This is a genomic window from Enterobacter sp. 3U4 (assembly GCF_057224565.1).
In genome coordinates, this window is record NZ_CP136665.1 from 3423939 (window position 1) to 3446329 (window position 22391).

The following is a 22391-nucleotide window of genomic DNA, read 5'->3' on the forward strand; positions in this document are numbered from 1 at the left end:
TGATATGCCATGGTTAAGACCCGAACAATGATGTGATTTATTGATGCAGATTATCGACTGATCCTGATCATAGATTTAGAGCGTAATTTCCGGTTTGATGCCTTCACGAAAGTCTCGTATTGAGTGAGTTTATGGATCGTAACCAGAGGTAAACTACAATGTCGAAAGTAAATAATCCGGGATTTGTCTTGTCACCTTACTCGCAGAAGAAAATCCTCAAGGCACTAGGAAGTCGCCAAGAAAAGACGGACGCTACAGCTAAACGGCATGGAAAACCGACCCGCTATAATATTGCAACCAGCGATTATGATAATCTTGTCAGCGGTGAGCACGGTCCGCTGATCCTGAAGGTCAGAAGGGGGAAAATCGTTACAGAAAAACATTACTGTGCCGAATGCCACAGCTACATCAGCCCAATCAGGGCATATGCCGACAGCAACTATGGGAAAGTGCATCTTTGTACACCTTGCCATCTTGCAGCGTTCAACCGTAGCTTTGGACACGCGGATGCTATGCCGCTCAAGCTGGACCATGCTCATGCACATAGGGGAAAGTGGTAACGATAATATTGCCAGGGAATTGTTAAGCGTCCTGTTTAACATTCTGCTTTTCAAACTCAGCAGGGAAAGAACCAGTTATATGCAGAATGTTCAAGCAATATCGATTGTTATTTATCACCAATAAATTCGATTTTATTACGTTTGGTGATGAGTAAATTTAGATGAATATAGACACAAAAAAAGCCGCCCTTAAGCGACTTTGATTTGCATCTTTTGGTGCCGAAGGCCGGACTCGAACCGGCACGTATTTCTACGGTTGATTTTGAATCAACTGCGTCTACCGATTTCGCCACTTCGGCACTGAAGGGGATGCGGAAACGTTGTGGATTATACCTGTCGCGCGCCGCCATGCAAGCGACGACGCGCTAAACCCGCGCTAAGTGCCCAAAAAACCAGCGCCCTTTGTCACTCCAGCTCAGACACCGCAAGCCGAATCACCCTCGCCGCCTTCTGCTCCGGCAGCGCCAGCACCTTCGCCCACATCTCCTGCACTATATCGCAGGAGAGCTTCTCTTTGCCCGCCGCCTTCTCCGGCATCTGCAGCAGCTGGATGTCCTCGCCGTACTTATCGGCAAGTTGCTTCATAATCGGCCGCACGTCCTCGACAGCCGCCTCGCGTTCGGCCGGGGTCACGGTGTGGCGGTTTTTGCCGTAGGCCGCACGCATCATGTCGGCGTCGGCCTGCATGCGCCGCGTCATCAGGTCTTTATCCAGCATGCGCATCGGGTTCACGCCGCCCTTCACCATCGGGTAGAGGAAGCGGAAGCAGGCGTCGTCGCTCACCTTCTGGATGGCGGCAGTCTGCTCCATGTTGATGGTCATGTAGTTCACCACGTTGGCGTCCGGGGCGTTTTGCAGGCGCGACATCTGCAAATGCAGGATCTGCGGCTGGATGGTGTCGATAATCTGCTGCTCCGGCTCGCCCGCTTTTTGCAGGGCGGCCATCTGGTCGAGGATGCGCTGATGCAGCGCGGGCTCCTGCTCCTTAATCACCTGCCAGGCGGGCATCGCGTTGAGGGTGGTATCAATCTGGTGTTCGGGGGCACGCTGCTTATCGAAGAATACCCAGAACGCCACGGCGGCGGCCGCGACGACGACAATCACAATACGGGTCCACGTTTTATTCATCTCGCATCCTTATCCTTTCGCTATGCCGGTTTACACCGGCACGCCGCTGTGGAAGCGAAACTCGTTGTCCGGTGTCGAGATAAGTGTGGCTTCAATTTCGCCAAAAAGCTTTATGCGCGGTGAGATATCTTCGTCGCTCACCTGCTGGGCCAGCGTCAGGTAGTCCTGATAGTGGCGCGCTTCCGAGCGCAGCAGCGAGAGATAGAACTTCTGCAGGTCGTCGTCGAGGTACGGGGCCAGCGCGGCGAAGCGTTCGCAGGAGCGGGCTTCGATGTAGGCACCGCAGATGAGCTTGTCGATCAGCGTCAGCGGTTCGTGGGTGCGCACTTCTTTCAGCATCCCTTTGGCGTAGCGGCTGGCGGTGATTTTGACGTATGGAATATCGCGGGCCAGCATCGCCTCGCGCACCTGCCAGAAGTGGTGCAGCTCTTCTTTAATCAGCAGCACCATGCTGTCGATGAGCGCCTGGCCCCACGGGTCGTCGGTTTTGGGCATTACGCTTTTGCCAATCTGCCTGTGCAGGGCGATGAAGTCCGGCTCCGGGCCGTCGCGGAAGGTGAACTGTTCGTAGGGTTTGAGCCAGTCGAGCAGCGCGTCGGCACCGCTTTCGTCGGCGACGTATTTACGCACCAGCAGCAGCGCGGTCTGGGCGGCCTTGAGCTCGCACACCATGTGGTCGGTGAGCAGCAGCGGCAGGTTTGCCGGGTCGCGGGCTTTATCAATCCATGCTTGCGGGGTCGGGCACTGGAGGAAGTTGAGTACGGGGGCGAGTATCTGCGGGTAATCCATGGTTCTGCCTTGAAAAAGCGGTGGCGCGTGCCACCGCCTGAATCACTTAGTGACGCACGCCGTCGTCGTCTTCGTCGATGTAATCTTCGTCGTCACCTTCTTCGCCGTCTTCACCGTTCGGATCTTCGAAGTAGGTTCCCCAGCCGTCGTATTCCACATCAAACTTCTCGGCCAGGTTCATCAGCTGTTCGACCTGCGCGTCGATAAGCTCCGCCTTCAGCGCGCCTTCGCTCAGGATGTCGCAGCAGATGACGGTGTCGCCCTCTTCCACTTCCAGCTCTTCCGGCTCGGTCACTTCGTAACCCAGCTTGAAGGCTTCCACGGCCATTTTTTCCAGCGCGTCGAAATCATCCGCAGAGAAATGGTGCTCGATGGTGTACAGCGCGTCCGGATCGCTACCGTCTTCCAGCAGCTCTTCAATAATCAGACGCGTCTCTTCGCGTTGCTCTTCCAGGTGTTCCGGGTTTGCCATGGCTCAATCCTCTTTAAAGTGCGGCAGATACTTCTATTTTCACACACGGACGGGTTTGCCTCCACCTTTGTTGGAAAGATTTGTGAAACGGGGTTGCAAATGAATAATTACACATATAAAGTGAATTTTAATTCAATAAGTGGCGTTCGCCATGTGAGGATAAAATGTCTGATCTGTACAAGAAACACTTTCTGAAATTGCTCGACTTTACCCCTGCACAGTTCACTTCTCTGCTGACTCTTGCCGCACAGCTCAAAGCCGATAAAAAAAATGGCAAGGAAGTACAGAAGCTTACCGGTAAAAACATCGCGCTCATCTTCGAAAAAGACTCGACCCGTACCCGTTGCTCTTTCGAAGTTGCCGCATTTGACCAGGGCGCGCGCGTCACCTATTTAGGGCCGAGCGGCAGCCAGATTGGGCATAAAGAGTCAATTAAGGACACCGCACGGGTTCTCGGGCGGATGTACGACGGCATTCAGTATCGCGGTCACGGGCAGGAAGTCGTCGAAACGCTGGCGCAGTATGCGGGCGTGCCGGTGTGGAACGGGCTGACCAACGAGTTCCACCCGACCCAGCTGCTGGCGGACCTGCTGACCATGCAGGAGCACCTGCCGGGCAAGGCGTTTAACGAGATGACGCTGGTCTACGCGGGCGACGCGCGCAACAACATGGGCAACTCAATGCTGGAAGCGGCGGCGCTGACCGGGCTGGATCTGCGCCTGGTGGCTCCGAAGGCCTGCTGGCCGGAAGAGAGCCTGGTGGCGGAGTGCAGCGCGCTGGCGGAAAAACACGGTGGGAAAATTACCCTGACGGAAGACGTAGCCGCGGGCGTGAAGGGCGCGGACTTTATCTATACCGACGTGTGGGTGTCGATGGGCGAAGCCAAAGAGAAGTGGGCGGAGCGTATCGCGCTGCTGCGCGGGTATCAGGTGAACGCGCAGATGATGGCGCTGACAGGCAACCCGGACGTGAAGTTCCTGCACTGTCTGCCGGCGTTCCATGACGACCAGACCACGCTCGGCAAGCAGATGGCGAAGGAGTTCGATCTGCACGGCGGGATGGAAGTGACGGACGAGGTGTTTGAGTCGGCGGCGAGCATCGTGTTCGACCAGGCGGAAAACCGGATGCATACGATTAAAGCGGTGATGGTGGCGACGCTTGGGGAATGATTGACTCCTCTGCGGTCTGGTGCCCTCCCCCGCCCATCTCCCACGGGGAGAGGGAGAACACCGGCTCCATTTCATTGATTTTTCACCCCGAAAAAGGTACGTTTTCGCCTTAATTCCAGCGTGGACATGCCAGCATTATGCCGATTATTCAGTCTGTTGAACGTGCGTTGCAGATCCTCGACCTGTTCAACGAGCAGGCCACCGAGCTTAAGATCACCGACATCAGCAAACTGATGGGGCTGAGCAAGAGTACCCTCCACTCGCTGCTGAAAACCCTGCAGCTTCACGGCTATATCGATCAGAACCCGGAGAACGGTAAATATCGCCTCGGCATGAAGCTGGTCGAGCGCGGTCATTTTGTCGTGGGTTCCATCGATATTCGTCAGAAGGCGAAAGGCTGGCTGACGGAGCTGTCCCAGCGGACCGGGCAGACCACCCATCTGGGGATCCTGGACGGGCGTGAAGGGGTCTATATCGAGAAGATTGAAGGCAAGCTGGCCGCCATCGCCTATTCACGCATCGGCCGCCGCCTGCCGGTTCACGCCACTGCCATCGGCAAGGTGTTGATTGCCTGGCTGGGCGAGGCCGAGCTGAACGCCCTGCTGGAGGGCTATCAGTACACCACCTTTACGCCCGCAACCCTCGCCTCCCGCGAAGCGTTAATGACCGCCCTGACGCAGACCCGCGAGCAGGGTTACGCCCTGGACCGCGAAGAGAACGAGCAGGGCGTGCGCTGCGTGGCGGTGCCGGTGTGGAACCACGAATCCCGCGTGATTGCCGCCCTGAGCCTGTCGACGCTGACCTCCCGCGTGGACGACGCCGAGCTGGCTAATTTCCGCGAGCAGCTTCAGCAGGCCGGGCTCGCACTGTCACGCGCGCTGGGCTACCCGGCCTGAGCCGTTATGCCGGCTCGTAGGTGAAGTAGTCGAAGTCCGCGTGGCAGCCGTCGCCGCTGATGTCCTCGCAGTGCAGCCCCACGAACGCGCCGGTGAAGAAGCCGCGCCCGCCGATGTAGTCGTCCGACAGCTTCCACGCCTCATACGTGACCGGCACGGCGTGCCACGTCTCGCCGTCAAACGAGTAGCTGTAGCGGTAGACCAGCGTATCCACGTCCACGCGTAGCCAGACGCTCTCCGCATGTTCCGGCACCCGAATCGGCTGCTCGTGAAGCGGCCATGACGGCACGTTGTGGTCGAGCTGGATCACCTTAATCGTTCTGCCCTGCCCCTCCTCGTAGTCAACAAAGCAGTAGCTCCAGTTTTTGCTGTTGTAGTAGCAGGTCAGCCCCGCGCTCTGCTGGAAGTGGACCGGCGAGAACTGCATCCGCGTTTCTGAGCGGAAGGCAAAGTGTTGCCAGCGGCGCGCCACGGTCGACTGGATAAAGGTCGAGTTGAGCGAGTCATTGCCGTAGAGCCGTAAGTAGCCCGGGCGCGCGGTGAGCGAGCCGAGGGTGTCGTCGAAGGGAATGCGAAGGGTCTGCAGTTCCGGGTCGAGCAAACTGGCGTCGAAATCGTCCCGCCAGCTGCCCTGAACGGCTGCGGGCTGTTCCACCACCTGCGGGCCTTTCACGGTCAGCTGCGCGTGCTTACCGCCTTCCACATACGGCCAGCCGTCGCGCCACTCCATGCGGGCGATGCCGGTCTCGCGGCCCAGCGGACAGTAGCCGCGCCCGCCGGAGGCCAGCAGCGGCACGCCTGGCAGGCGTAGCGGGCGGCTGGTGAGGTAGGCCATGAACCACTCCCCCGTGTGGGTCTGCAGCAGCGAGCCGTGGCCGCTCTTCTGCAGCGGGTTCTCCGGCAGGTGCCAGCTGGTCATCATCGTCACGTCCGGGTGCAGCTCGTACGGCCCGTCGATGTTTTTTGAACGCAGCACCACGACGGCGTGCTCGTAGCTGGTGCCGCCTTCGGCCACCATCAGGTAGTACCATCCCGCGTGGCGATACAGGTGCGCCCCCTCGGTGTAGCAGAGCGGCGTGCCGGTAAACAGGGTTTTGCGCTCGGGCGAGAGCGTGCCGGTCTGCGGGTCAAATTCCTGCATCACGATGGTATTGTGCGGGTTGCTGTGGTGGCGCGGCCCCCACGGGCGGTAGAGGTAATATTTGCGGCCATCGTCGTCGTGGAACAGGGACGGATCGAACCCGCCGTTGCCCATCGGGATCGGCTCGCTCCACGGCCCCTCAATGGACGGCGCGGTGACGAGGAAGTTGCGGCCATTTTTCCACGGCGAGTCGACAATCTTCACGTCGGTGTAGAGCAGCCAGAACCTGCCGTCGGCGTAGCTCAGGCACGGCGCCCAGATGCCGCCGGAGTCCGGGTTGCCCTTCATGTCCAGCATCGCCACGCGGTCCAGCGGCGTGCTGACCAGCGACCAGTTTTTCAGGTCGCTGGAGTGGTAGATGCGCACGCCGGGGAACCACTCAAAGGTCGAGGTGGCGATGTAGTAGTCCTCGCCCTGACGGCACAGGGACGGGTCCGGGTTGAAGCCGGTGAGTATCGGGTTAGTGATTTCCATATTGCCTCCGGTTAATGGGATGCGGCTGTCGCGGCGTCGGGAACGGCCTCGCCCTGCGCCGCGCGGTGCTTGATCAGCTGCTGGCTGATGGCCTCCACGCGGGCGTCGGTGAGCTTGTAGAACGACAGCATGATGAACATGCCCGCGTAGAGCACCACCGGCACCACGCAGAACAGAATTTTGATGGTGGTGAGCACCTCAACCGGCTGCACGCTGCTGCTGGCGGAGTAGTTGACGTACGCCAGGATCCAGCCCACCACCGCTCCGCCAATCGCCAGGCCAATCTTCAGGCTGAACAGGTAGGTGGAGAACACCAGCCCGTCGAGGCGGCGCCCGCTGCGGCTCTCCTCGTAGTCCACCACGTCAGAGGCCATCAGCCACTGCAGCGGCGTGGTGGTGTTAAAGACGAACAGGAACAGGATGTTGAGGGCGAAAATCAGGGCGATATGCTCCGCCGGGGTGACGAAAATCAGCAGGCTGATGAGCGAGTAGGCAACGATGATCCACTTGAAGGCGGTGACGCGGTCGAAGCGCCCCAGCAGTCGGGAGGAGCAGAGCGAGCCAAACATGGTGGCAAGGCTGCCGTAAAGTAAAAACTGGGTCGCCATCTCCGGGTGATCCATCACGTATTTGACGAAGTAGAGCGTCGCCCCGCCGCGCACCACGTTGGAACAGGTCGCCATCATCTTGAACGCGCACATGATGCGCCACTGGCCGTTGCCGAGCAGCAGCTTGAGATCTTTCGCCACCGAAGAGCCCGGCTGCACCTCAAAGGTGTAGCGCTCTTTGGTGGTGAAGAAGCAGACGTAGAGCAGCACCACGCCGGTCAGGCCCAGCACGCACATGGCGCCGAAATAGCCCACCTGCTCGTTCCCCTTACCGATGATGCTCACCAGCGGCAGCGCGATGCCGCTGATGGCGAGCGATCCCGCCGCTGCCAGGAAGAAGCGCCAGGACTGCAGGGCGTGACGCTCTTTCGGGTCGGCGGTGATGACGCCGGGCATGGCGCAGTAGGGCACGTTAACGAAGGTGTAGACCAGGGTAAGGAGAATGTAGGTCACGCAGGCGTAGATGATTTTGCCCTGCGCGGAAAAGTCCGGCGTGTAGAAGGTCAGCACGCAGACGATGCCAAACGGGATGGCGCCCCACAGCAGGAACGGGCGGAACTGGCCGTGCCGCGTGCGGGTGCGGTCAACCAGCAGCCCCATCAGCGGATCGGTTACGGCGTCGAGCACGCGTGAGACCAAAAACAGCGTGCCCATTATGCCCGCCGACAGGCCGAAGACGTCGGTGTAGAAATAGGCCAGCAGAAACATCGTGGCCTGCCAGACGAAACCGCAGGCGGTGTCACCCAGCCCATAGCCAATTTTGTCTTTCATGGTTAATTGCGTCATCAGAATTACACCCTTATGTAGTGTGCTGAATTACAACATCGTGTTAATGGAGTGTAATGAGCTGCTCAATTAACCAGCAATGGTCATATCTTATTTCTGAATTACGTTATTTTGCTTTTGTGACGCCAACGATATATCACAACTTATTGTTTAAATTGATAAAACACAGACAAGCAAAAGCCGCCCACGGAATATATTCCGTAGACGACAATCGCGTGAAAAATAATTAAATACCGAGCGATTTTTTACCGGCGTTAATTACCTCGATAATTTTATCGGTGTCATAAATACAGCCTTTCCAGGTGCCGCCGCTCACCGACTGCAGCGCCGCCCACAGCCGGGTGTCGTCCGGCAAAAAGTCGTGGGCGTGCAGGTCCGGGTGCGTCTGCCTGACCGCCAGCTCGCGCGCCCCCTCTTCCGGCGTCAGCGGGTTTTCTGCCGTGCCGATAAAGTTCACGCTGCCTGTTAATGTCAGACGGTCCACGGCAATCTCGATGATGTCGTTGTCGCGCAGCTTGCCAATCGGCCCGCCCGCCAGCGCCTCCGGCGACACGTGGCCGAAGCAGGCGCCCGTCGACACGCCCGAGAAGCGCGCATCGGTGATTAACGATACCGTCTTGCCCCATGAGATGTGTTTGAGCGCGGAGGTGAGCTGGTAGGTCTCTTCCATGCCGGTGCCGGACGGCCCGCCGCCGATCACCACCATGATATCGCCCTGCTTAATTTCTTCCCGCTTGATGGCCTTGATTGCCTGCGCTTCCGAGACAAACACCCTCGCCCGGCCGGTGTGGCGGTACACGCCATCTTCACCGACGACCGACGGGTCGATCGCCGTGGCCTTAATCACCGATCCTTCCGGCGCGATGTTGCCCGTCGGGAAGCAAACCGTCGAGGTTAGCCCTCTCGCTTTTGCCTTCTCCGGCGGCAGGATCACGTCATCCGGATCCACGCCGTCCTGCGCGCGCAGGCACTGGCGGAAGCGCTTACGTCGCTCGGACGCCTGCCACCAGTCGAGGTTTTCGCCCACCGTCTGGCCGGTGACGGTCATGGCGTCCAGATGCAGCAGGCCGAGATCGCGCAGGTGGAGCATCACCTCCGGCACGCCGCCGGCCAGGAAAGCACGCACTGTCGGATGATAGTCCGGGCCGTTGGGCAGCACGCTCACCAGGCGCGGCACCTTACGGTTGACGCGCGTCCAGTGCTCTACGTCCGGAATCGTGCAGCCCGCCGCGTGGGCGATGGCCGGAATGTGCAGCAGTAAATTCGTCGAGCCGCCGAACGCCGCGTGGATCACCATCGCGTTTTCGATGGCTTTGTCGGTGAGGATATCGCGCGTGGTGATGCCGCGGTTATCCAGCTCGCTGACCGCCCGTGCCGACTGGCGGGCGATCTCAAGCCACACCGCCTGTCCGGACGGGGCCAGCGCGGAGTGCGGCAGCGCCAGACCCAGCGCCTCCGCGACCACCTGCGAGGTGCCCGCCGTGCCGAGGAACTGACACCCGCCGCCCGGCGACGCGCAGGCTCGACAGCCCAGCTCGGCGGCCTCCTGCAATGACAGCTCGTGGTTGGCAAAGCGCGCGCCGATAGTCTGCACCTTGCCCGCGTCTTCTCCCACGGTCGGCGGCAGCGTCGCCCCGCCCGGCACCAGAATGGTCGGCAGGTCGTGCATCGAAGCCAGGGCGATCATTGTGGCGGGCAGCCCTTTATCACAGGTAGCCACGCCGATCACCGCCCGGCGCGTCGGCAGGGAGCGGATCAGGCGGCGAAACACGATCGCCGCGTCGTTGCGATACGGCAGGGAGTCGAACATGCCGTGCGTGCCCTGAGAACGCCCGTCGCACGGATCGCTGACGAAGGCCGCAAACGGGATCCCACCGTTGCGGGTAATCTCCTTCGCCGCCGCCTGCATCTGCATGCCGATCTCCCAGTGGCCGGTGTGGTAGCCCAGCGCGACCGGGCGTCCGTCTCCGGCGCGGATGCCGCCCTGGGTGCCGATAATCAGCACCTCTTTCCCGGTCAGCTTGTTGGCGTCCCAGCCCATCCCGGCGTTCTGCGTCATGCCGAACAGATTGCCGCTGGGGGATTCCATCAGCATCTGCGGAGTCAGCGGCAGCGCGCCCTGCGGCCCAGCCGCGTGGGTGATCACCGCATAAAACGCATCGTCCTGAGGGGTGAAAATCTTCTCGATTGTCATGGTTATCGTCCGGCTCAGCAGAGCTTGAGCTGTTGCAGCAGGGTTTTCAGCTGCACCTTGCGCGGCGCGTCCAGCGGTGACGCGGGCGGCAGCACGTGCGTAGAAATCGGGCGGCCGCAGAGCACAATCGCCTCTTTAATGACGTTCACAAACGGCGTATCCAGCTGATATACCTGCGGGATTTGCAGCAGGGTCTGATGATACTCAGCCGCTTTCGCCACGTCTTTATCCCGCCAGGCTTTCAGAAGATTCACCGACACCTGCGGAGCAAAGTTTACGCTCGCCGAAATCGCCCCGTCGCCGCCGAGCAGCAGGGTATTAAACAGATGATCGTCGTAGCCACAGAGCACGGTGAAGTGCGGGTGAGCGGCTTTGACGGTATGGATCATGCTGCGCAGGTGGGCAACGGAGTCGATGGTGTCTTTGATGCCGACGATGTTGCTGCGCGAATCGGCCAGGGTTTTCACCAGCGCCGGGGTCAGATCCTGCCCGGTCAGCGCCGGGAAGTTATAGAGCATCACCGGCAGCGTGACGCTGTCGGCCACCTGCTCGAAATAGCGGATCAGATTCGCTTCCGATACTTTCCAGTAGTAGGGGTTAATCACCACGATGCCGTCCGCGCCCGCCTGCTGGGCGTGCTGGCTTAGCTCAATGGTTTCCCGGGCGTTGGTGCCGCCGGTGCCGATCAGCACCGGTACGCGACGATCGACACAATCGATCGCAAATTGGGCAATGGTTTTACGCTCTTCGGCGCTGAGCTGGGAGAACTCGCCGCCGCTGCCCAGGAAGAACAGGCCGTCAACGCCTGCCGCGATCAGATCGTCGATCAGCGCGGCAGTGCCGTGCTTATCGAGCTGGCCATCGGCGGTAAAGATGGTGGAGACAGGGGGAATGATTCCCGTAAACAACGCGGACTGCGGCATGAGATCTCCTTGCTGACTCATTTTGTTCTACATTATAGAACAGCGTTCATTAATTTAACGTTCATACTATGACGCAGGAAAAGCGCAGGTAAATGAGAGTTGAAGAGGGAGTGCGGGAAATTTAAGCTGGATCACATATTGCGTGGGTGCGGTCTGGTGCCCTCACCCCGGCCCTCTCCCACAGGGAGAGGGTGCAAACACTGAAAAACGACAACCTTGTTGTCGTTTTTGCTTTTACCTTGCCACAAGCATCTTAACAACCACTTTCCTGACCTTAGCAGGTGCCCCTACCGCGCACAGCGGCTTATGCACCTCGCCCGGCCAGAACACCACAAAATCCCCTTCGCTCAGCACCACGGTTTTCTCCTGCCCGCCTTCCGGCAGGAACGCGATGTCTTTGTCCGCCAGCCAGTCGGTGTCCGGCGTGCCGGGCGGCAGGGTGCTGAAGGTCATCCCTTCCTGACCCTTCATCACGATCTGGATATCCAGATAGCGCGCGTGATACTCGGCGCGGCGCTCGGCGAACGGCTGGGTCGTGTCTTCGGAGACCAGATAAAACAGGCTGTTGCCGTTGATGTCGTGCTTGCCGAGCGGCGTGGCGTCGGTGACGTGGGCTTTAACGTGTTCAATCGCCTGGCGCAGATCGTCAGGCAGCCAGGATTGCAGATGGTGGATGTTGCCGATAATCATGATTCAACCCTCAATATAAAACAATGTTTCATTGTTACCTTTTATACGAGAAACCTGACTGCCATACCAGTCCTTTTTCATAGAGGTTTGCGCGAGGGCATGTTTATCGGAAAAGGTGTTAATTCTCTGTTAATCCTGCCCAGGCATTTATGCAGGGGTTATGCATAACCTCGATCCGCGCTTAACACACGACTGTTCTAACCTCTTGATCGTTCTATCTTATTAACAAAACCCATTGCTGCCTCACACTTTACTGTTTTGATAATTTGCTCTAAAAAACCATAATTATTTATTGATTCTTCTTAAGTCAAAAATAGTTAATTACGTTAATTGCATAGCCATTCTTATGCATGGTTTTTATCGTTTAAAATCATCCACATAACAGCATATTTCAAAACGTTAAAATCTACAAAATAATAACAACTTCAAATAATGCCAGCGGATCATGCTTAGCTATTCACCTCTTCTAAATAACCAATTAATCATTATCTGATGCGAATCATGCAAATGAAAACAACCCCCTTAATATCCATTTTCGCGTGAGCAACATCACAATACGGATTATTTAACTGCCTAGTATGAATCACGAAATCAATTGAGCTTAGCCGCCATGAAGTTAAATACATCACATGGCGCATGCCCTTTTTATTCTGAAAAACAGTTAAAGGAATAATTATGGAAAAGCATTACGTCGGTTCTGAAATTGGTCAATTGCGTAGCGTTATGCTGCACCGCCCAAATTTAAGTCTGAAACGTTTAACGCCATCGAATTGTCAGGAGCTGCTTTTCGATGACGTGCTCTCGGTTGAGCGGGCGGGTGAGGAGCATGACATCTTCGCAAACACGCTGCGCGAGCAGGGTGTGGAAGTCCTGCTGTTGACCGACCTTCTTACACAAACCCTTGATATTGCAGAAGCGAAAGCCTGGCTGCTGGATACGCAAATCTCCGACTATCGCCTCGGCCCAACCTTTGCCGGCGACGTGCGCGGCTGGCTGGCGGATATGCCACACCGTGAACTGGCACGCAGGCTGAGCGGCGGATTAACCTACGGTGAAATACCGGCGGCCATTAAAAATATGGTGGTCGATACCCACACGGCAAATGATTTTATTATGAAGCCGCTGCCGAACCATTTATTTACCCGCGATACCTCCTGCTGGATCTATAACGGCGTATCTATTAACCCAATGGCCAAACCGGCCCGTCAGCGTGAAACGAATAACCTGCGGGCAATATATCGCTGGCACCCGGCGTTCGCCGACGGCGATTTTATTAAGTATTTCGGTGACGAGAATATTAATTACGACCACGCCACGTTAGAAGGCGGCGACGTATTGGTTATTGGCCGCGGGGCGGTACTGATCGGCATGTCCGAACGCACGACGCCGCAGGGCGTGGAGTTCCTCGCCAACAGCCTGTTCAAACACCGCCAGGCCGAGCGCGTGATCGCCGTTGAGCTGCCCAAACACCGCTCCTGCATGCACCTCGACACCGTGATGACCCACATCGACGTAGATACCTTCTCCGTCTACCCGGAAGTGGTGCGCAAAGACGCCCAGTGCTGGACGCTCACCCCGGACGGACGCGGCGGCCTGCTGCGCACGCAGGAAACCGATCTGCTGCACGCCATCGAGAAGGCGCTCGGCATTAACCAGGTGCGCCTGATCACCACCGGCGGCGACGCCTTTGAGGCCGAGCGCGAGCAGTGGAACGACGCCAACAACGTGCTGACCATTCGCCCCGGCGTGGTGATCGGCTACGAGCGCAACGTCTGGACCAACGAGAAGTACGACAAAGCGGGCATCACCGTGCTGCCCATCCCTGGCGACGAGCTCGGACGCGGCCGCGGCGGCGCGCGCTGCATGAGCTGCCCTCTGGAACGCGACGGAATTTAAAGGAGCCATCATGGAACGAAAACCCACTCTGGTTGTGGCCCTCGGCGGCAACGCGCTGCTCAAGCGCGGCGAGCCGCTGGAAGCGGAGATCCAGCGCCAGAACATCGAGCAGGCCGCCCGCACCATCGCCGGATTAACAGAACAGTGGCGCGTGGTGCTGGTACACGGCAACGGCCCGCAGGTCGGGCTGCTGGCGCTGCAGAACAGCGCCTACGACAAAGTCACGCCCTACCCGCTGGACGTTCTCGGCGCAGAAAGCCAGGGAATGATCGGCTACATGCTCCAGCAGGCGCTGAAAAACAATCTTCCACAGCGCGAGGTAAGCGTCCTGCTCACGCAGGTAGAAGTGGATGCCGCCGACCCGGCCTTCAGCAACCCGACCAAGTACATCGGCCCGGTCTACAGCGAAGCCCAGGCAAAAACGCTGGCGGCGGAGAAAGGCTGGGTGTTTAAGGCCGACGGGAAGTACTTCCGCCGCGTGGTGCCGTCACCGCAGCCGAAGCGCATCGTCGAGAGCGACGCCATCACGGCGCTTATTCAGCGCGACCACCTGGTGATCTGCAACGGCGGCGGCGGCGTACCGGTGGTGGAAAACGCCAACGGCTATCGCGGGATTGAGGCGGTAATCGACAAAGACCTCTCCGCCGCCCTGCTGGCGCGCCAGATCGAGGCCGATGCCCTGCTGATCCTGACCGATGCCGACGCGGTGTACCTCGACTGGGGCAAGCCGACCCAGTGCCCGCTGGCACAGGTCACGCCGGAGCTGCTCAGAGGCATGCAGTTCGACGCCGGATCGATGGGGCCGAAAGTGGCCGCCTGCCGCGAGTTCGTTGAAGCCTGTAACGGCATTGCCGGGATCGGCGCGCTGGCCGACGGCGCGGAGATCCTCGCGGGCGAGAAAGGCACGTTGATTCGTAACTGAACACTCATTTTAAAAAGGATTTAGCCATGACCATCAACCTGAAAAACCGCAACTTCCTGAAACTGCTGGACTACACCCCGGCGGAGATCCAGTACCTGATCGACCTCGCCATTGAGCTGAAGGCCGCCAAAAAAGCCGGGCGCGAGAAGCAAACCCTGGTCGGGAAAAACATCGCCCTGATCTTTGAAAAAACCTCCACCCGCACCCGCTGCGCCTTCGAAGTGGGCGCGTTCGATCAGGGCGCGCAGGTGACCTATCTCGGCCCAAGCGGATCGCAGATCGGTCATAAAGAGTCGATGAAAGACACCGCCCGCGTGCTGGGCCGCATGTACGACGGCATCGAATACCGCGGCTACGGCCAGACCATCGTTGAAGAGCTGGGCGAGTACGCGGGCGTGCCGGTGTGGAACGGCCTGACCGACGAGTTCCACCCAACCCAAATCCTCGCCGACCTGATGACCATGCTGGAGCACTCCCCGGGCAAAACCCTGCCGGAGCTGAGCTTTGCCTACCTCGGGGACGCGCGCAACAACATGGGCAACTCGCTGATGGTTGGCGCGGCCAAGATGGGGATGGATATCCGCCTCGTCGCGCCGAAATCCTTCTGGCCGGAAGCGGGGCTGGTTGAGCAGTGCCGCGCCATCGCGAAAGAGACGGGCGCGCGCATCACCCTCACCGACGACGTGGAAGAAGGCGTGCAGGGGACCGACTTCCTCTACACCGACGTGTGGGTCTCCATGGGCGAGCCGAAGGAAGCCTGGGCCGAGCGCGTCAGCCTGATGAAGCCGTATCAGATTAACGCCCAGGTGATGAAGGCCACCGGCAACCCGAACGTCAAGTTCATGCACTGCCTGCCGGCGTTCCACAACGAGCACACCAAAGTGGGTCGCGAGATCGAGATGGCGTACGGGCTGAAGGGGCTGGAGGTGACGGAAGAGGTCTTCGAATCACCAAACTCCATCGTCTTCGACGAAGCAGAGAACCGCATGCACACCATTAAAGCGGTCATGGTGGCGACACTCGGCGACTAATCACCGCCCGGCGCGCCGCGGGTGCGCCGGGTTTAAGGAGAACATCATGGGCAAGTTTAAGTTTCCCTCCGCTTACACCATTCTCTTTTTTCTGATTGCCGTTGTGGCGGCGCTGAGCTGGGTCGTTCCGGCCGGTCAGTACCAGATGGCGATGAACGACACCCTCGGTAAAGAAGTCCCGATTGCCGGAACGTACGCGCACGTGGCGGCACATCCGCAGGGGCTGGTTTCCGTCCTGATGGCGCCCATCGCCGGGCTGTACGATCCGGTTTCCGGCCAGGCCGGGGCGATCGACGTGGCGCTGTTTATTCTGATCATCGGAGGATTTCTCGGGATCGTAACCAAAACCGGGGCGATTGACGCCGGGATCGAGCGCGTCACCACCCGGCTGCGCGGACGCGAGGAGTGGATGATCCCGATCCTGATGGCGCTCTTTGCCGCGGGCGGCACCATTTACGGCATGGCCGAAGAGTCGCTGCCGTTCTACACCCTGCTGGTACCGGTGATGCTGGCTGCCCGGTTCGATCCGGTGGTCGCCGCCTCCACCGTGCTGCTCGGCGCGGGGATCGGCACGCTGGGCTCCACCATTAACCCGTTTGCCACGGTCATCGCCGCCAACGCCGCCGGGATCCCCTTTACCAACGGCATCGCCCTGCGCGTAGCGCTGCTGATCATCGGCTGGATCATCTGCGTGGCGTGGGTGATGCGCTATGCCCGCAAGGTGCGCCAGGATCCTTCCCTCTCTATCGTCGCAGACAAACAGGAAGAGAACCGCGCCCATTTCCTCGGCGACAAGGGCGAACAGTCGCTGGAATTTACCCCGGTGCGCAAAATCATCCTGGTGATTTTTGCCCTCGCCTTCGCGGTGATGATTTACGGCGTGGCGGTGCTGGGCTGGTGGATGGCGGAGATTTCGGCGGTGTTTCTCGCCAGCGCGATTCTCGTCGGCCTGATCGCCCGCATGAGCGAAGAGGAGTTGACGTCGACGTTTATCAACGGCGCGCGAGATTTGCTGGGCGTCGCGCTGATTATCGGCATCGCGCGCGGTATCGTAGTCATCATGGATAAGGGCATGATTACCCACACCATTTTGCACAGCGCGGAAGGGCTGGTCAGCGGGTTGTCCACGGTGGCGTTTATCAACGTGATGTACTGGCTGGAGGTCGTTCTGTCGTTTCTTGTGCCTTCTTCATCCGGCCTGGCCGTTCTGACGATGCCGATCATGGCACCGCTTGCCGATTTCGCTAACGTCAACCGCGACCTGATGGTTACGGCTTACCAGTCGGCCTCCGGCATCGTTAACCTGGTCACTCCCACCTCTGCCGTCGTGATGGGCGGGCTGGCTATCGCCCGGGTACCTTACGTGCGCTATCTGAAATGGGTGGCGCCGCTGCTGGCGATCCTGACGATAGTGATTATGGTGGCGTTAAGTCTGGGGGCGTTGTTGTAATTTGCCGGATGGCGCTGCGCTTATCCGGCCTACGGATCGGTGCGGTGTCACCGGTTATTTCGGGAACTGATATGGGAAACATGATGGATTACGAAGAGTACTCTCCCAAAGAACAACTGCAGCTCACGGTGTGCCAGCGTTTGATCGCCGAAAAGAGTTATCTTTCGCAGGAAGAAATTCGCCGCGACCTGCAGGAGAGAGGGTTTGACAGCATCAGCCAGTCGACCGTTTCGCGATTGCTGAAGTTGCTCGGAGTCATAAAAATTCGAAATGCCAAAGGGCTAAAGATTTATTCGTTGAATCCCCAGCTGCGCCCTGCCCCCGATGCTGCACGTACCGTTTCGGAAATGGTGGTGAGCGTCGAGCATAATAGCGAGTTTATCCTTGTCCATACCGTCGCCGGATATGGCCGCGCGGTGGCGCGTATTCTGGATTATCATCAGCTTCCGGAAATATTAGGCGTGGTGGCCGGCAGCAGTATCGTCTGGGTCGCTCCCCGGGTCGTGAAGCGCACCGCGCTGGTGCATAAGCAAATTAATTATTTACTAAGAACGCATTAATATTCATAAAGAACCGTTTGCATTGAGTAAAGCGTGCATTAAATCGCTTGATCCGAAAAGCGAGCTGCGTATAATGCCCGACAATTTGCCGGGAGGAAGCATGGTCAAGCGTGTACGACATAACGTCTTACCGCGTCTGAAATCAGACGCTGGCCTGCCGTTTTTCTTCCCGTTGCTAAACCTATTCCCAGAGCCCCTCATTTGAGGGGCTTTTTTTTGCCCGGCGTCAGGAGATAAACATGAATCCGCTTTATCAAAAACACATCATTTCCATAAACGACCTCAGCCGCGAAGAGCTGGAACTGGTTCTGGAAACCGCGGCAAAACTGAAGGCCAATCCGCAACCGGAGCTGCTGAAGCACAAGGTGATTGCGAGCTGCTTCTTTGAAGCCTCGACCCGCACCCGCCTCTCCTTTGAAACCTCCATGCACCGCCTGGGCGCGAGCGTGGTGGGCTTCTCGGACAGCAGCAACACGTCGCTGGGTAAAAAAGGCGAGACCCTGGCGGATACCATTTCAGTAATCAGCACCTACGTCGACGCGATTGTGATGCGTCATCCGCAGGAGGGCGCGGCGCGCCTGGCAACCGAGTTTTCCGGCGGCATTCCGGTGCTGAACGCCGGTGACGGTGCCAACCAGCACCCGACGCAGACTCTGCTGGATCTGTTCACCATTCAGGAGACCCAGGGCAAGCTTGAGAACCTGAATATTGCCATGGTTGGCGACCTGAAATACGGCCGCACCGTTCACTCCCTGACCCAGGCGCTGGCGAAATTTAACGGCAACCGCTTCTACTTCATCGCGCCTGACGCGCTGGCGATGCCGCAGTACATTCTCGACATGCTGGATGAGAAAGGCATTGCGTGGAGCCTGCATGCCAGCATCGAAGAGGTGATGAGCCACGTGGATATTCTGTACATGACCCGCGTGCAGAAAGAGCGTCTGGACCCGTCCGAATACGCCAACGTGAAGGCGCAGTTCGTGCTGCGCGCCAGCGACCTGGAAGGCGCACGCGACAACATGAAGGTGCTTCATCCGCTGCCGCGCATCGATGAGATCACCACAGACGTGGACAAAACGCCGCACGCCTGGTACTTCCAGCAGGCCGGAAACGGTATCTTCGCCCGCCAGGCGTTACTGGCACTGGTTCTGAATCGCGAATTGGCTCTGTAAGGGGAAATGACAATGACACACGATAACAAACTCCAGGTTGAAGCCATCAAGCGTGGCACCGTGATTGACCACATCCCTGCGCAGGTGGGCTTTAAGCTGCTGACGCTGTTCAAACTGACCGAAACCGACCAGCGCATCACCATCGGCCTGAACCTGCCGTCGGGCGAGATGGGCCGCAAGGATCTGATTAAAATCGAGAACACCTTCCTGACCGACGAGCAGGTTAACCAGCTGTCGCTGTACGCGCCGGACGCCACCGTCAACCGCATCGACGAGTACGAAGTGGTCGGGAAATCGCGCCCGAACCTGCCGGATCGTATTGAAAGCGTGCTGGTCTGCCCGAACAGCAACTGCATCAGCCACGCTGAGCCGGTTTCATCCAGTTTTGCAGTGAAAAAACGCGCCGATGACATCGCGCTCAAATGCAAATACTGTGAAAAAGAGTTTTCTCATTATGTGGTGCTGGCCAACTAATTGAGGTTGGTAATGAAATCCCGGCTGTTATAATGGCCGGGAACATTCTTAACGCTGTAATTCTGGAGAAAACATGAGCAAAGTACTCGCGACGGAAAATGCACCAGCCGCTATCGGCCCTTACGTTCAGGGCGTTGATCTGGGCAGCATGATCATCACTTCAGGTCAGATCCCCGTAAACCCAAAAACCGGTGCGGTGCCGGAAGATGTCGCGGCGCAGGCGCGTCAGTCGCTGGAAAACGTGCAGGCTATCGTTGAATCTGCCGGCCTGAAAGTGGGCGATATCGTGAAAACTACCGTGTTCGTGAAAGATCTGAACGATTTCGCGACCGTGAACGCCACCTACGAAGCGTTCTTCACCGAGCACAACGCCACCTTCCCGGCGCGCTCCTGCGTGGAAGTGGCGCGTCTGCCAAAAGACGTGAAAATTGAAATCGAAGCGATTGCCGTTCGTCGCTAATTCGCTTTGTCGACAATAAGGCAGCCTGGGGCTGCCTTTTTTTATGGCCCGCTACTGATTTCGCGTGGCGCGAAGAAGCGTCTCCAGCGGATAAACCGCAGCAATCACCACTTCGTCCTGCACCTTCGCCGCGTTATCCAGCTCGCTCTGAATCGAGGCGATCTCCTTGTCATCCAGCGTGCCCTGACGCGCCACCAGATCCGTCAGCCGAAGGCCAATGGAGGCGAGCTTATCCACCTCCTGGATCACCGGCTTCATCGCCTTCAGCTGATAGCTGTTTTCGCTTAAGGCCAGCGCGTCGCTGGTATTGCTCTGCCAGCGGTTAAAGACGTGGCGCAGGGCGTCAGCGCTTTCCGTGTCTTCCGCATCGCTTACCAGACGGTCCGCCCATTTGTGCATCTGGCGCACGGTGGCGCTTTCGGCGTTTAGCGCATCGGCGAAGCGGTTGAGCGGCTCGAACTGATGATAGTTTCCGGCCTGGAACTTCAGGTGCTGGCGGGTGTAATACTGAGCCGGTTCAATCGCCTGAGCGAGGATCTGCAGCGGCAGGGTGTCGGCATTACCGGCAAGGCGCGTGAACTGCACCTGCTGCTGGGTATGCTGCTGCAGCCCGACCGACACCGTCGACCAGCTGTCCATAGCCTGCAGTCGGGTGTACATGTTGTCGACGTCGTTGACGTCCTGCGCGGACCACAGCCGCTCCGCCACCGCAAAGGTGCGCGGCCACAGGCGGATATCCAGCACCGGCGCCACCACGTTTTCCGCCCACAGCGCCGCTTCGCCGCCGAGCAGGTTGGCCTGATTCGCCACGTCCGGCACGACGGGCGGAACGCCTTTCGGCACGTCGTCCAGACGCGTGCCGCTAATCGGGTAGCGCGTATTTCCGACAAGGAAATAGCCGGAGAGTTTATCGTTATCGACGGTGACCACCGGGCGCGTTTCGCCCATCCATGTATCGACGGTAAACGTGGCCTGGCTGTCATCGCGCCATTCGATGTTCTGCACCGCGCGGCGGGATTTCCCGGCAAAATCAATAAACCCGCGCCACCCGGCATCCCCTTTCACCAGCGTGAAGCTCCCCTCCACCGGCTTGCCCTTCAGGCGCGGCATGGAAAAGGCCCAGCTCTGGGCGCTGTCGGTATCCGCTATCACATCAACGCCGTTTAACCCCTGCGGGACGATCTCGTTGCGGTAGTGATAGGCGGTGGACTGGGGCTGGTCGAGATAAAAGCCGGTCGACAGAATGCCCTTGTAGCCGTTCTGCGCCACCTGCCCCAGCGCGTCCTGCCCTTGCCAGGACTGGATCAGAATGCTTTTCGGTAAGTCAGGATGGTAGATCTCGTCCCAGCCCACCATCTGGCGGTGATGCTTTTCGAGGATCGTTTCCAGCCTGCGGTTGAAGTACGCCTGCAGCGCGTGGCTGTCGGCCAGCCTGTTGTCGCGCATAAACTGCTGGATGGCCGGGTTCGCTTTCCACTGGCTGTCGTCCACCTCATCTCCGCCGATGTGCAGATACGGATCGGGGAAGATCGCCGCCAGTTCGCTGACCATCGCGTCGGCAAACGCGTAGGTTGCGTCTTTGGAGGGATCGAGAACCGGCTTCAGCACGCCCCAGTGGCGCTCCATGGCGTACGGCCCCGGCGCGCTCATCAGCTCCGGATAGGCCACGGCAATCGCCGAGGCGTGGCCCGGCATGTCGATTTCCGGCACCACGCGAATGCCGCGCTCGGTAGCGTAACGCACCACCTCACGCATCTGTTCAGGCGTGTAGAACAGCCCGTCGCTGGCAAGCTGCGTCAGCTTAGGATAGCGCTTCGAGCTGAAGCGCCAGCCCTGGTCGTCGGTCAGGTGCCAGTGCAGAACGTTGAGCTTCGCCGCGGCCATGCCGTCGATCTGACGTTTGATATCCGGCAGCGGGATAAAGTGACGTGCCGAATCGAGCAGCAGCCCGCGCCACGGGAAGCGCGGCGAATCTTCAATGGTAACCCACGGCAGAGAGGTGTTTTCCGCGCCGTTCTGCATCAGCTGGAGCAGGGTTTCCATGGCGCGCAGCGCGCCGAAGCGGGTATTTGCTGAGATATCGACGCCGTTGGCATCCACCGTGAGCTTATAGCTTTCATCGCTGTCCGGCAGCGGCTGCGGCTTCACCTTTTTAGCGATGGCGATGCGGATAGTCGGTTTGTCTGGCTTTTCAGCCTGAGGCTGCAGCGTCCAGCCGGTTTGCAGGGCGATGCGCTGGCGCAGGCGGTTGACGGCGTCACCGAGATCGTCCCCGCTGACGCCAATGGATACGTTGTTGCTGAGCACCAGTGCGCCCTGGGTCGTCGGGCGTTCGACCTTGGCAGGCCAGGGCATCAAAGGGAGATCCCCTGCCGGGGCGGCAAAGGCAGAGGCGCCGAGCATCAGCCCGGCGGTTAAGAGACTGTACCGTAACATGAATGTTCCTTATCTGACGGGCCAAATAAAGGCAAAACATTCTGTTAACATGCGCTCAATTTGTCGTCAAGCGAATGCGCCGACGGAGATCACAGGTTGTTGAATTTGAGAGGAAAGCTATTGCCGGGTGGCGGCTTCGCCTTACCCGGCCTACGTTCGG

22 protein-coding genes, 1 tRNA gene and 1 pseudogene are annotated in these 22391 nt (G+C 58.8%); 13 read left to right on the plus strand and 11 right to left on the minus strand.

The window, feature by feature from the left end; translation table 11 throughout:
* Nucleotides 1-158 precede the first annotated feature (158 nt).
* The gene (locus tag RVY89_RS16365) at nucleotides 159-560 is read left to right on the plus strand and encodes a hypothetical protein (RefSeq protein ID WP_131775249.1); all 402 of its coding nucleotides are present in this window, start codon (nucleotides 159-161) and stop codon (nucleotides 558-560) included.
* Nucleotides 561-774: 214 nt separating this feature from the next.
* Here the strand turns inward: RVY89_RS16365 and RVY89_RS16370 are convergent.
* The 4 genes from RVY89_RS16370 to rraB form a co-directional block, all read right to left on the minus strand.
* A tRNA-Leu gene (locus tag RVY89_RS16370) sits at nucleotides 775-859 on the minus strand.
* A gap of 106 nt (nucleotides 860-965) precedes the next feature.
* The gene (locus RVY89_RS16375; RefSeq protein ID WP_484825892.1) at nucleotides 966-1688 is read right to left on the minus strand and encodes a topoisomerase II; all 723 of its coding nucleotides are present in this window, start codon (nucleotides 1686-1688) and stop codon (nucleotides 966-968) included.
* A 30-nt stretch (nucleotides 1689-1718) separates the two neighbouring features.
* The gene (miaE, locus tag RVY89_RS16380) at nucleotides 1719-2477 is read right to left on the minus strand and encodes a tRNA isopentenyl-2-thiomethyl-A-37 hydroxylase MiaE (RefSeq protein WP_484825893.1); all 759 of its coding nucleotides are present in this window, start codon (nucleotides 2475-2477) and stop codon (nucleotides 1719-1721) included.
* Nucleotides 2478-2523: 46 nt separating this feature from the next.
* The gene (gene rraB / locus RVY89_RS16385; RefSeq protein WP_025759886.1) at nucleotides 2524-2949 is read right to left on the minus strand and encodes a ribonuclease E inhibitor RraB; all 426 of its coding nucleotides are present in this window, start codon (nucleotides 2947-2949) and stop codon (nucleotides 2524-2526) included.
* Between the two features lie 99 nt (nucleotides 2950-3048).
* On the opposite strand from rraB, the gene argL reads away from it, so the two are divergent.
* The 3 genes from argL (at nucleotide 3049) to xynR (ending at nucleotide 5014) form a co-directional block, all read left to right on the plus strand.
* Complete coding sequence (gene argL, locus RVY89_RS16390) at nucleotides 3049-3144, plus strand: putative translational regulatory protein ArgL (RefSeq protein ID WP_213014347.1); 96 nt, start codon at nucleotides 3049-3051, stop codon at nucleotides 3142-3144.
* On the plus strand, nucleotides 3114-4118 hold the full coding sequence (argF, locus tag RVY89_RS16395) for an ornithine carbamoyltransferase (protein ID WP_010427327.1): 1005 nt from the start codon (nucleotides 3114-3116) through the stop codon (nucleotides 4116-4118). The genes argL and argF (RVY89_RS16395) overlap by 31 nt, the downstream gene beginning before the upstream one ends.
* Nucleotides 4119-4255: 137 nt before the next feature.
* Nucleotides 4256-5014, plus strand: coding sequence for a DNA-binding transcriptional repressor XynR (xynR, locus tag RVY89_RS16400; RefSeq protein ID WP_484825894.1), 759 nt, complete (start codon nucleotides 4256-4258; stop codon nucleotides 5012-5014).
* Between the two features lie 4 nt (nucleotides 5015-5018).
* On the opposite strand, the gene RVY89_RS16405 is transcribed toward xynR, so the two are convergent.
* From RVY89_RS16405 to RVY89_RS16425, 5 genes are all read right to left on the minus strand, one after another.
* Nucleotides 5019-6629, minus strand: a complete 1611-nt coding sequence (locus tag RVY89_RS16405) for a glycoside hydrolase family 43 protein (RefSeq protein ID WP_484825895.1) — start codon at nucleotides 6627-6629, stop codon at nucleotides 5019-5021.
* Between the two features lie 11 nt (nucleotides 6630-6640).
* A complete protein-coding gene (locus tag RVY89_RS16410; RefSeq protein WP_049120387.1) occupies nucleotides 6641-8023 on the minus strand; it encodes an MFS transporter in 1383 nt (460 codons plus the stop codon).
* Between the two features lie 226 nt (nucleotides 8024-8249).
* Complete coding sequence (gene yagF, locus RVY89_RS16415) at nucleotides 8250-10217, minus strand: xylonate dehydratase YagF (protein WP_484825896.1); 1968 nt, start codon at nucleotides 10215-10217, stop codon at nucleotides 8250-8252.
* A 14-nt stretch (nucleotides 10218-10231) separates the two neighbouring features.
* The gene (gene yagE, locus RVY89_RS16420) at nucleotides 10232-11140 is read right to left on the minus strand and encodes a 2-keto-3-deoxygluconate aldolase (protein WP_484825897.1); all 909 of its coding nucleotides are present in this window, start codon (nucleotides 11138-11140) and stop codon (nucleotides 10232-10234) included.
* A 234-nt stretch (nucleotides 11141-11374) separates the two neighbouring features.
* Nucleotides 11375-11830 (minus strand): YhcH/YjgK/YiaL family protein, encoded by a 456-nt coding sequence (locus tag RVY89_RS16425; RefSeq protein WP_484825898.1) that lies wholly within the window; start codon nucleotides 11828-11830, stop codon nucleotides 11375-11377.
* A gap of 675 nt (nucleotides 11831-12505) precedes the next feature.
* On the opposite strand from RVY89_RS16425, the gene arcA reads away from it, so the two are divergent.
* The 5 genes from arcA (at nucleotide 12506) to RVY89_RS16450 (ending at nucleotide 17689) form a co-directional block, all read left to right on the plus strand.
* On the plus strand, nucleotides 12506-13726 hold the full coding sequence (gene arcA / locus RVY89_RS16430) for an arginine deiminase (RefSeq protein ID WP_029739276.1): 1221 nt from the start codon (nucleotides 12506-12508) through the stop codon (nucleotides 13724-13726).
* Between the two features lie 10 nt (nucleotides 13727-13736).
* Nucleotides 13737-14648 carry a carbamate kinase gene (arcC, locus tag RVY89_RS16435; RefSeq protein WP_484825899.1) on the plus strand — a complete coding sequence of 304 codons (912 nt, stop codon included), beginning with the start codon at nucleotides 13737-13739 and terminating at the stop codon, nucleotides 14646-14648.
* A gap of 26 nt (nucleotides 14649-14674) precedes the next feature.
* Nucleotides 14675-15679 (plus strand): ornithine carbamoyltransferase, encoded by a 1005-nt coding sequence (argF, locus tag RVY89_RS16440; protein WP_219280501.1) that lies wholly within the window; start codon nucleotides 14675-14677, stop codon nucleotides 15677-15679.
* Nucleotides 15680-15725: 46 nt separating this feature from the next.
* Nucleotides 15726-17129 (plus strand): YfcC family protein, encoded by a 1404-nt coding sequence (locus RVY89_RS16445; RefSeq protein WP_484825900.1) that lies wholly within the window; start codon nucleotides 15726-15728, stop codon nucleotides 17127-17129.
* A gap of 80 nt (nucleotides 17130-17209) precedes the next feature.
* Nucleotides 17210-17689 (plus strand): arginine repressor, encoded by a 480-nt coding sequence (locus RVY89_RS16450; protein WP_025912003.1) that lies wholly within the window; start codon nucleotides 17210-17212, stop codon nucleotides 17687-17689.
* A gap of 3 nt (nucleotides 17690-17692) precedes the next feature.
* On the opposite strand, the pseudogene RVY89_RS16455 reads toward RVY89_RS16450, so the two are convergent.
* A pseudogene (locus tag RVY89_RS16455) lies at nucleotides 17693-17810 on the minus strand (hypothetical protein).
* On the opposite strand from RVY89_RS16455, the gene RVY89_RS16460 reads away from it, so the two are divergent.
* The 4 genes from RVY89_RS16460 (at nucleotide 17790) to ridA (ending at nucleotide 19795) form a co-directional block, all read left to right on the plus strand.
* A complete protein-coding gene (locus RVY89_RS16460; protein WP_022646880.1) occupies nucleotides 17790-17894 on the plus strand; it encodes a pyrBI operon leader peptide in 105 nt (34 codons plus the stop codon). The pseudogene RVY89_RS16455 and the gene RVY89_RS16460 overlap by 21 nt on opposite strands.
* Before the next feature lie 34 nt (nucleotides 17895-17928).
* Nucleotides 17929-18861 (plus strand): aspartate carbamoyltransferase, encoded by a 933-nt coding sequence (pyrB, locus tag RVY89_RS16465; protein ID WP_032651472.1) that lies wholly within the window; start codon nucleotides 17929-17931, stop codon nucleotides 18859-18861.
* A gap of 12 nt (nucleotides 18862-18873) precedes the next feature.
* Nucleotides 18874-19335 carry an aspartate carbamoyltransferase regulatory subunit gene (gene pyrI / locus RVY89_RS16470; RefSeq protein WP_368543572.1) on the plus strand — a complete coding sequence of 154 codons (462 nt, stop codon included), beginning with the start codon at nucleotides 18874-18876 and terminating at the stop codon, nucleotides 19333-19335.
* 73 nt (nucleotides 19336-19408) lie between these two features.
* Nucleotides 19409-19795 carry a 2-iminobutanoate/2-iminopropanoate deaminase gene (gene ridA, locus RVY89_RS16475; protein ID WP_008501391.1) on the plus strand — a complete coding sequence of 129 codons (387 nt, stop codon included), beginning with the start codon at nucleotides 19409-19411 and terminating at the stop codon, nucleotides 19793-19795.
* Nucleotides 19796-19846: 51 nt separating this feature from the next.
* Here ridA and RVY89_RS16480 read toward each other — a convergent pair whose 3' ends face one another.
* Nucleotides 19847-22231 carry a beta-N-acetylhexosaminidase gene (locus tag RVY89_RS16480; RefSeq protein ID WP_484825901.1) on the minus strand — a complete coding sequence of 795 codons (2385 nt, stop codon included), beginning with the start codon at nucleotides 22229-22231 and terminating at the stop codon, nucleotides 19847-19849.
* Between the last annotated feature and the right edge of the window lie 160 nt (nucleotides 22232-22391).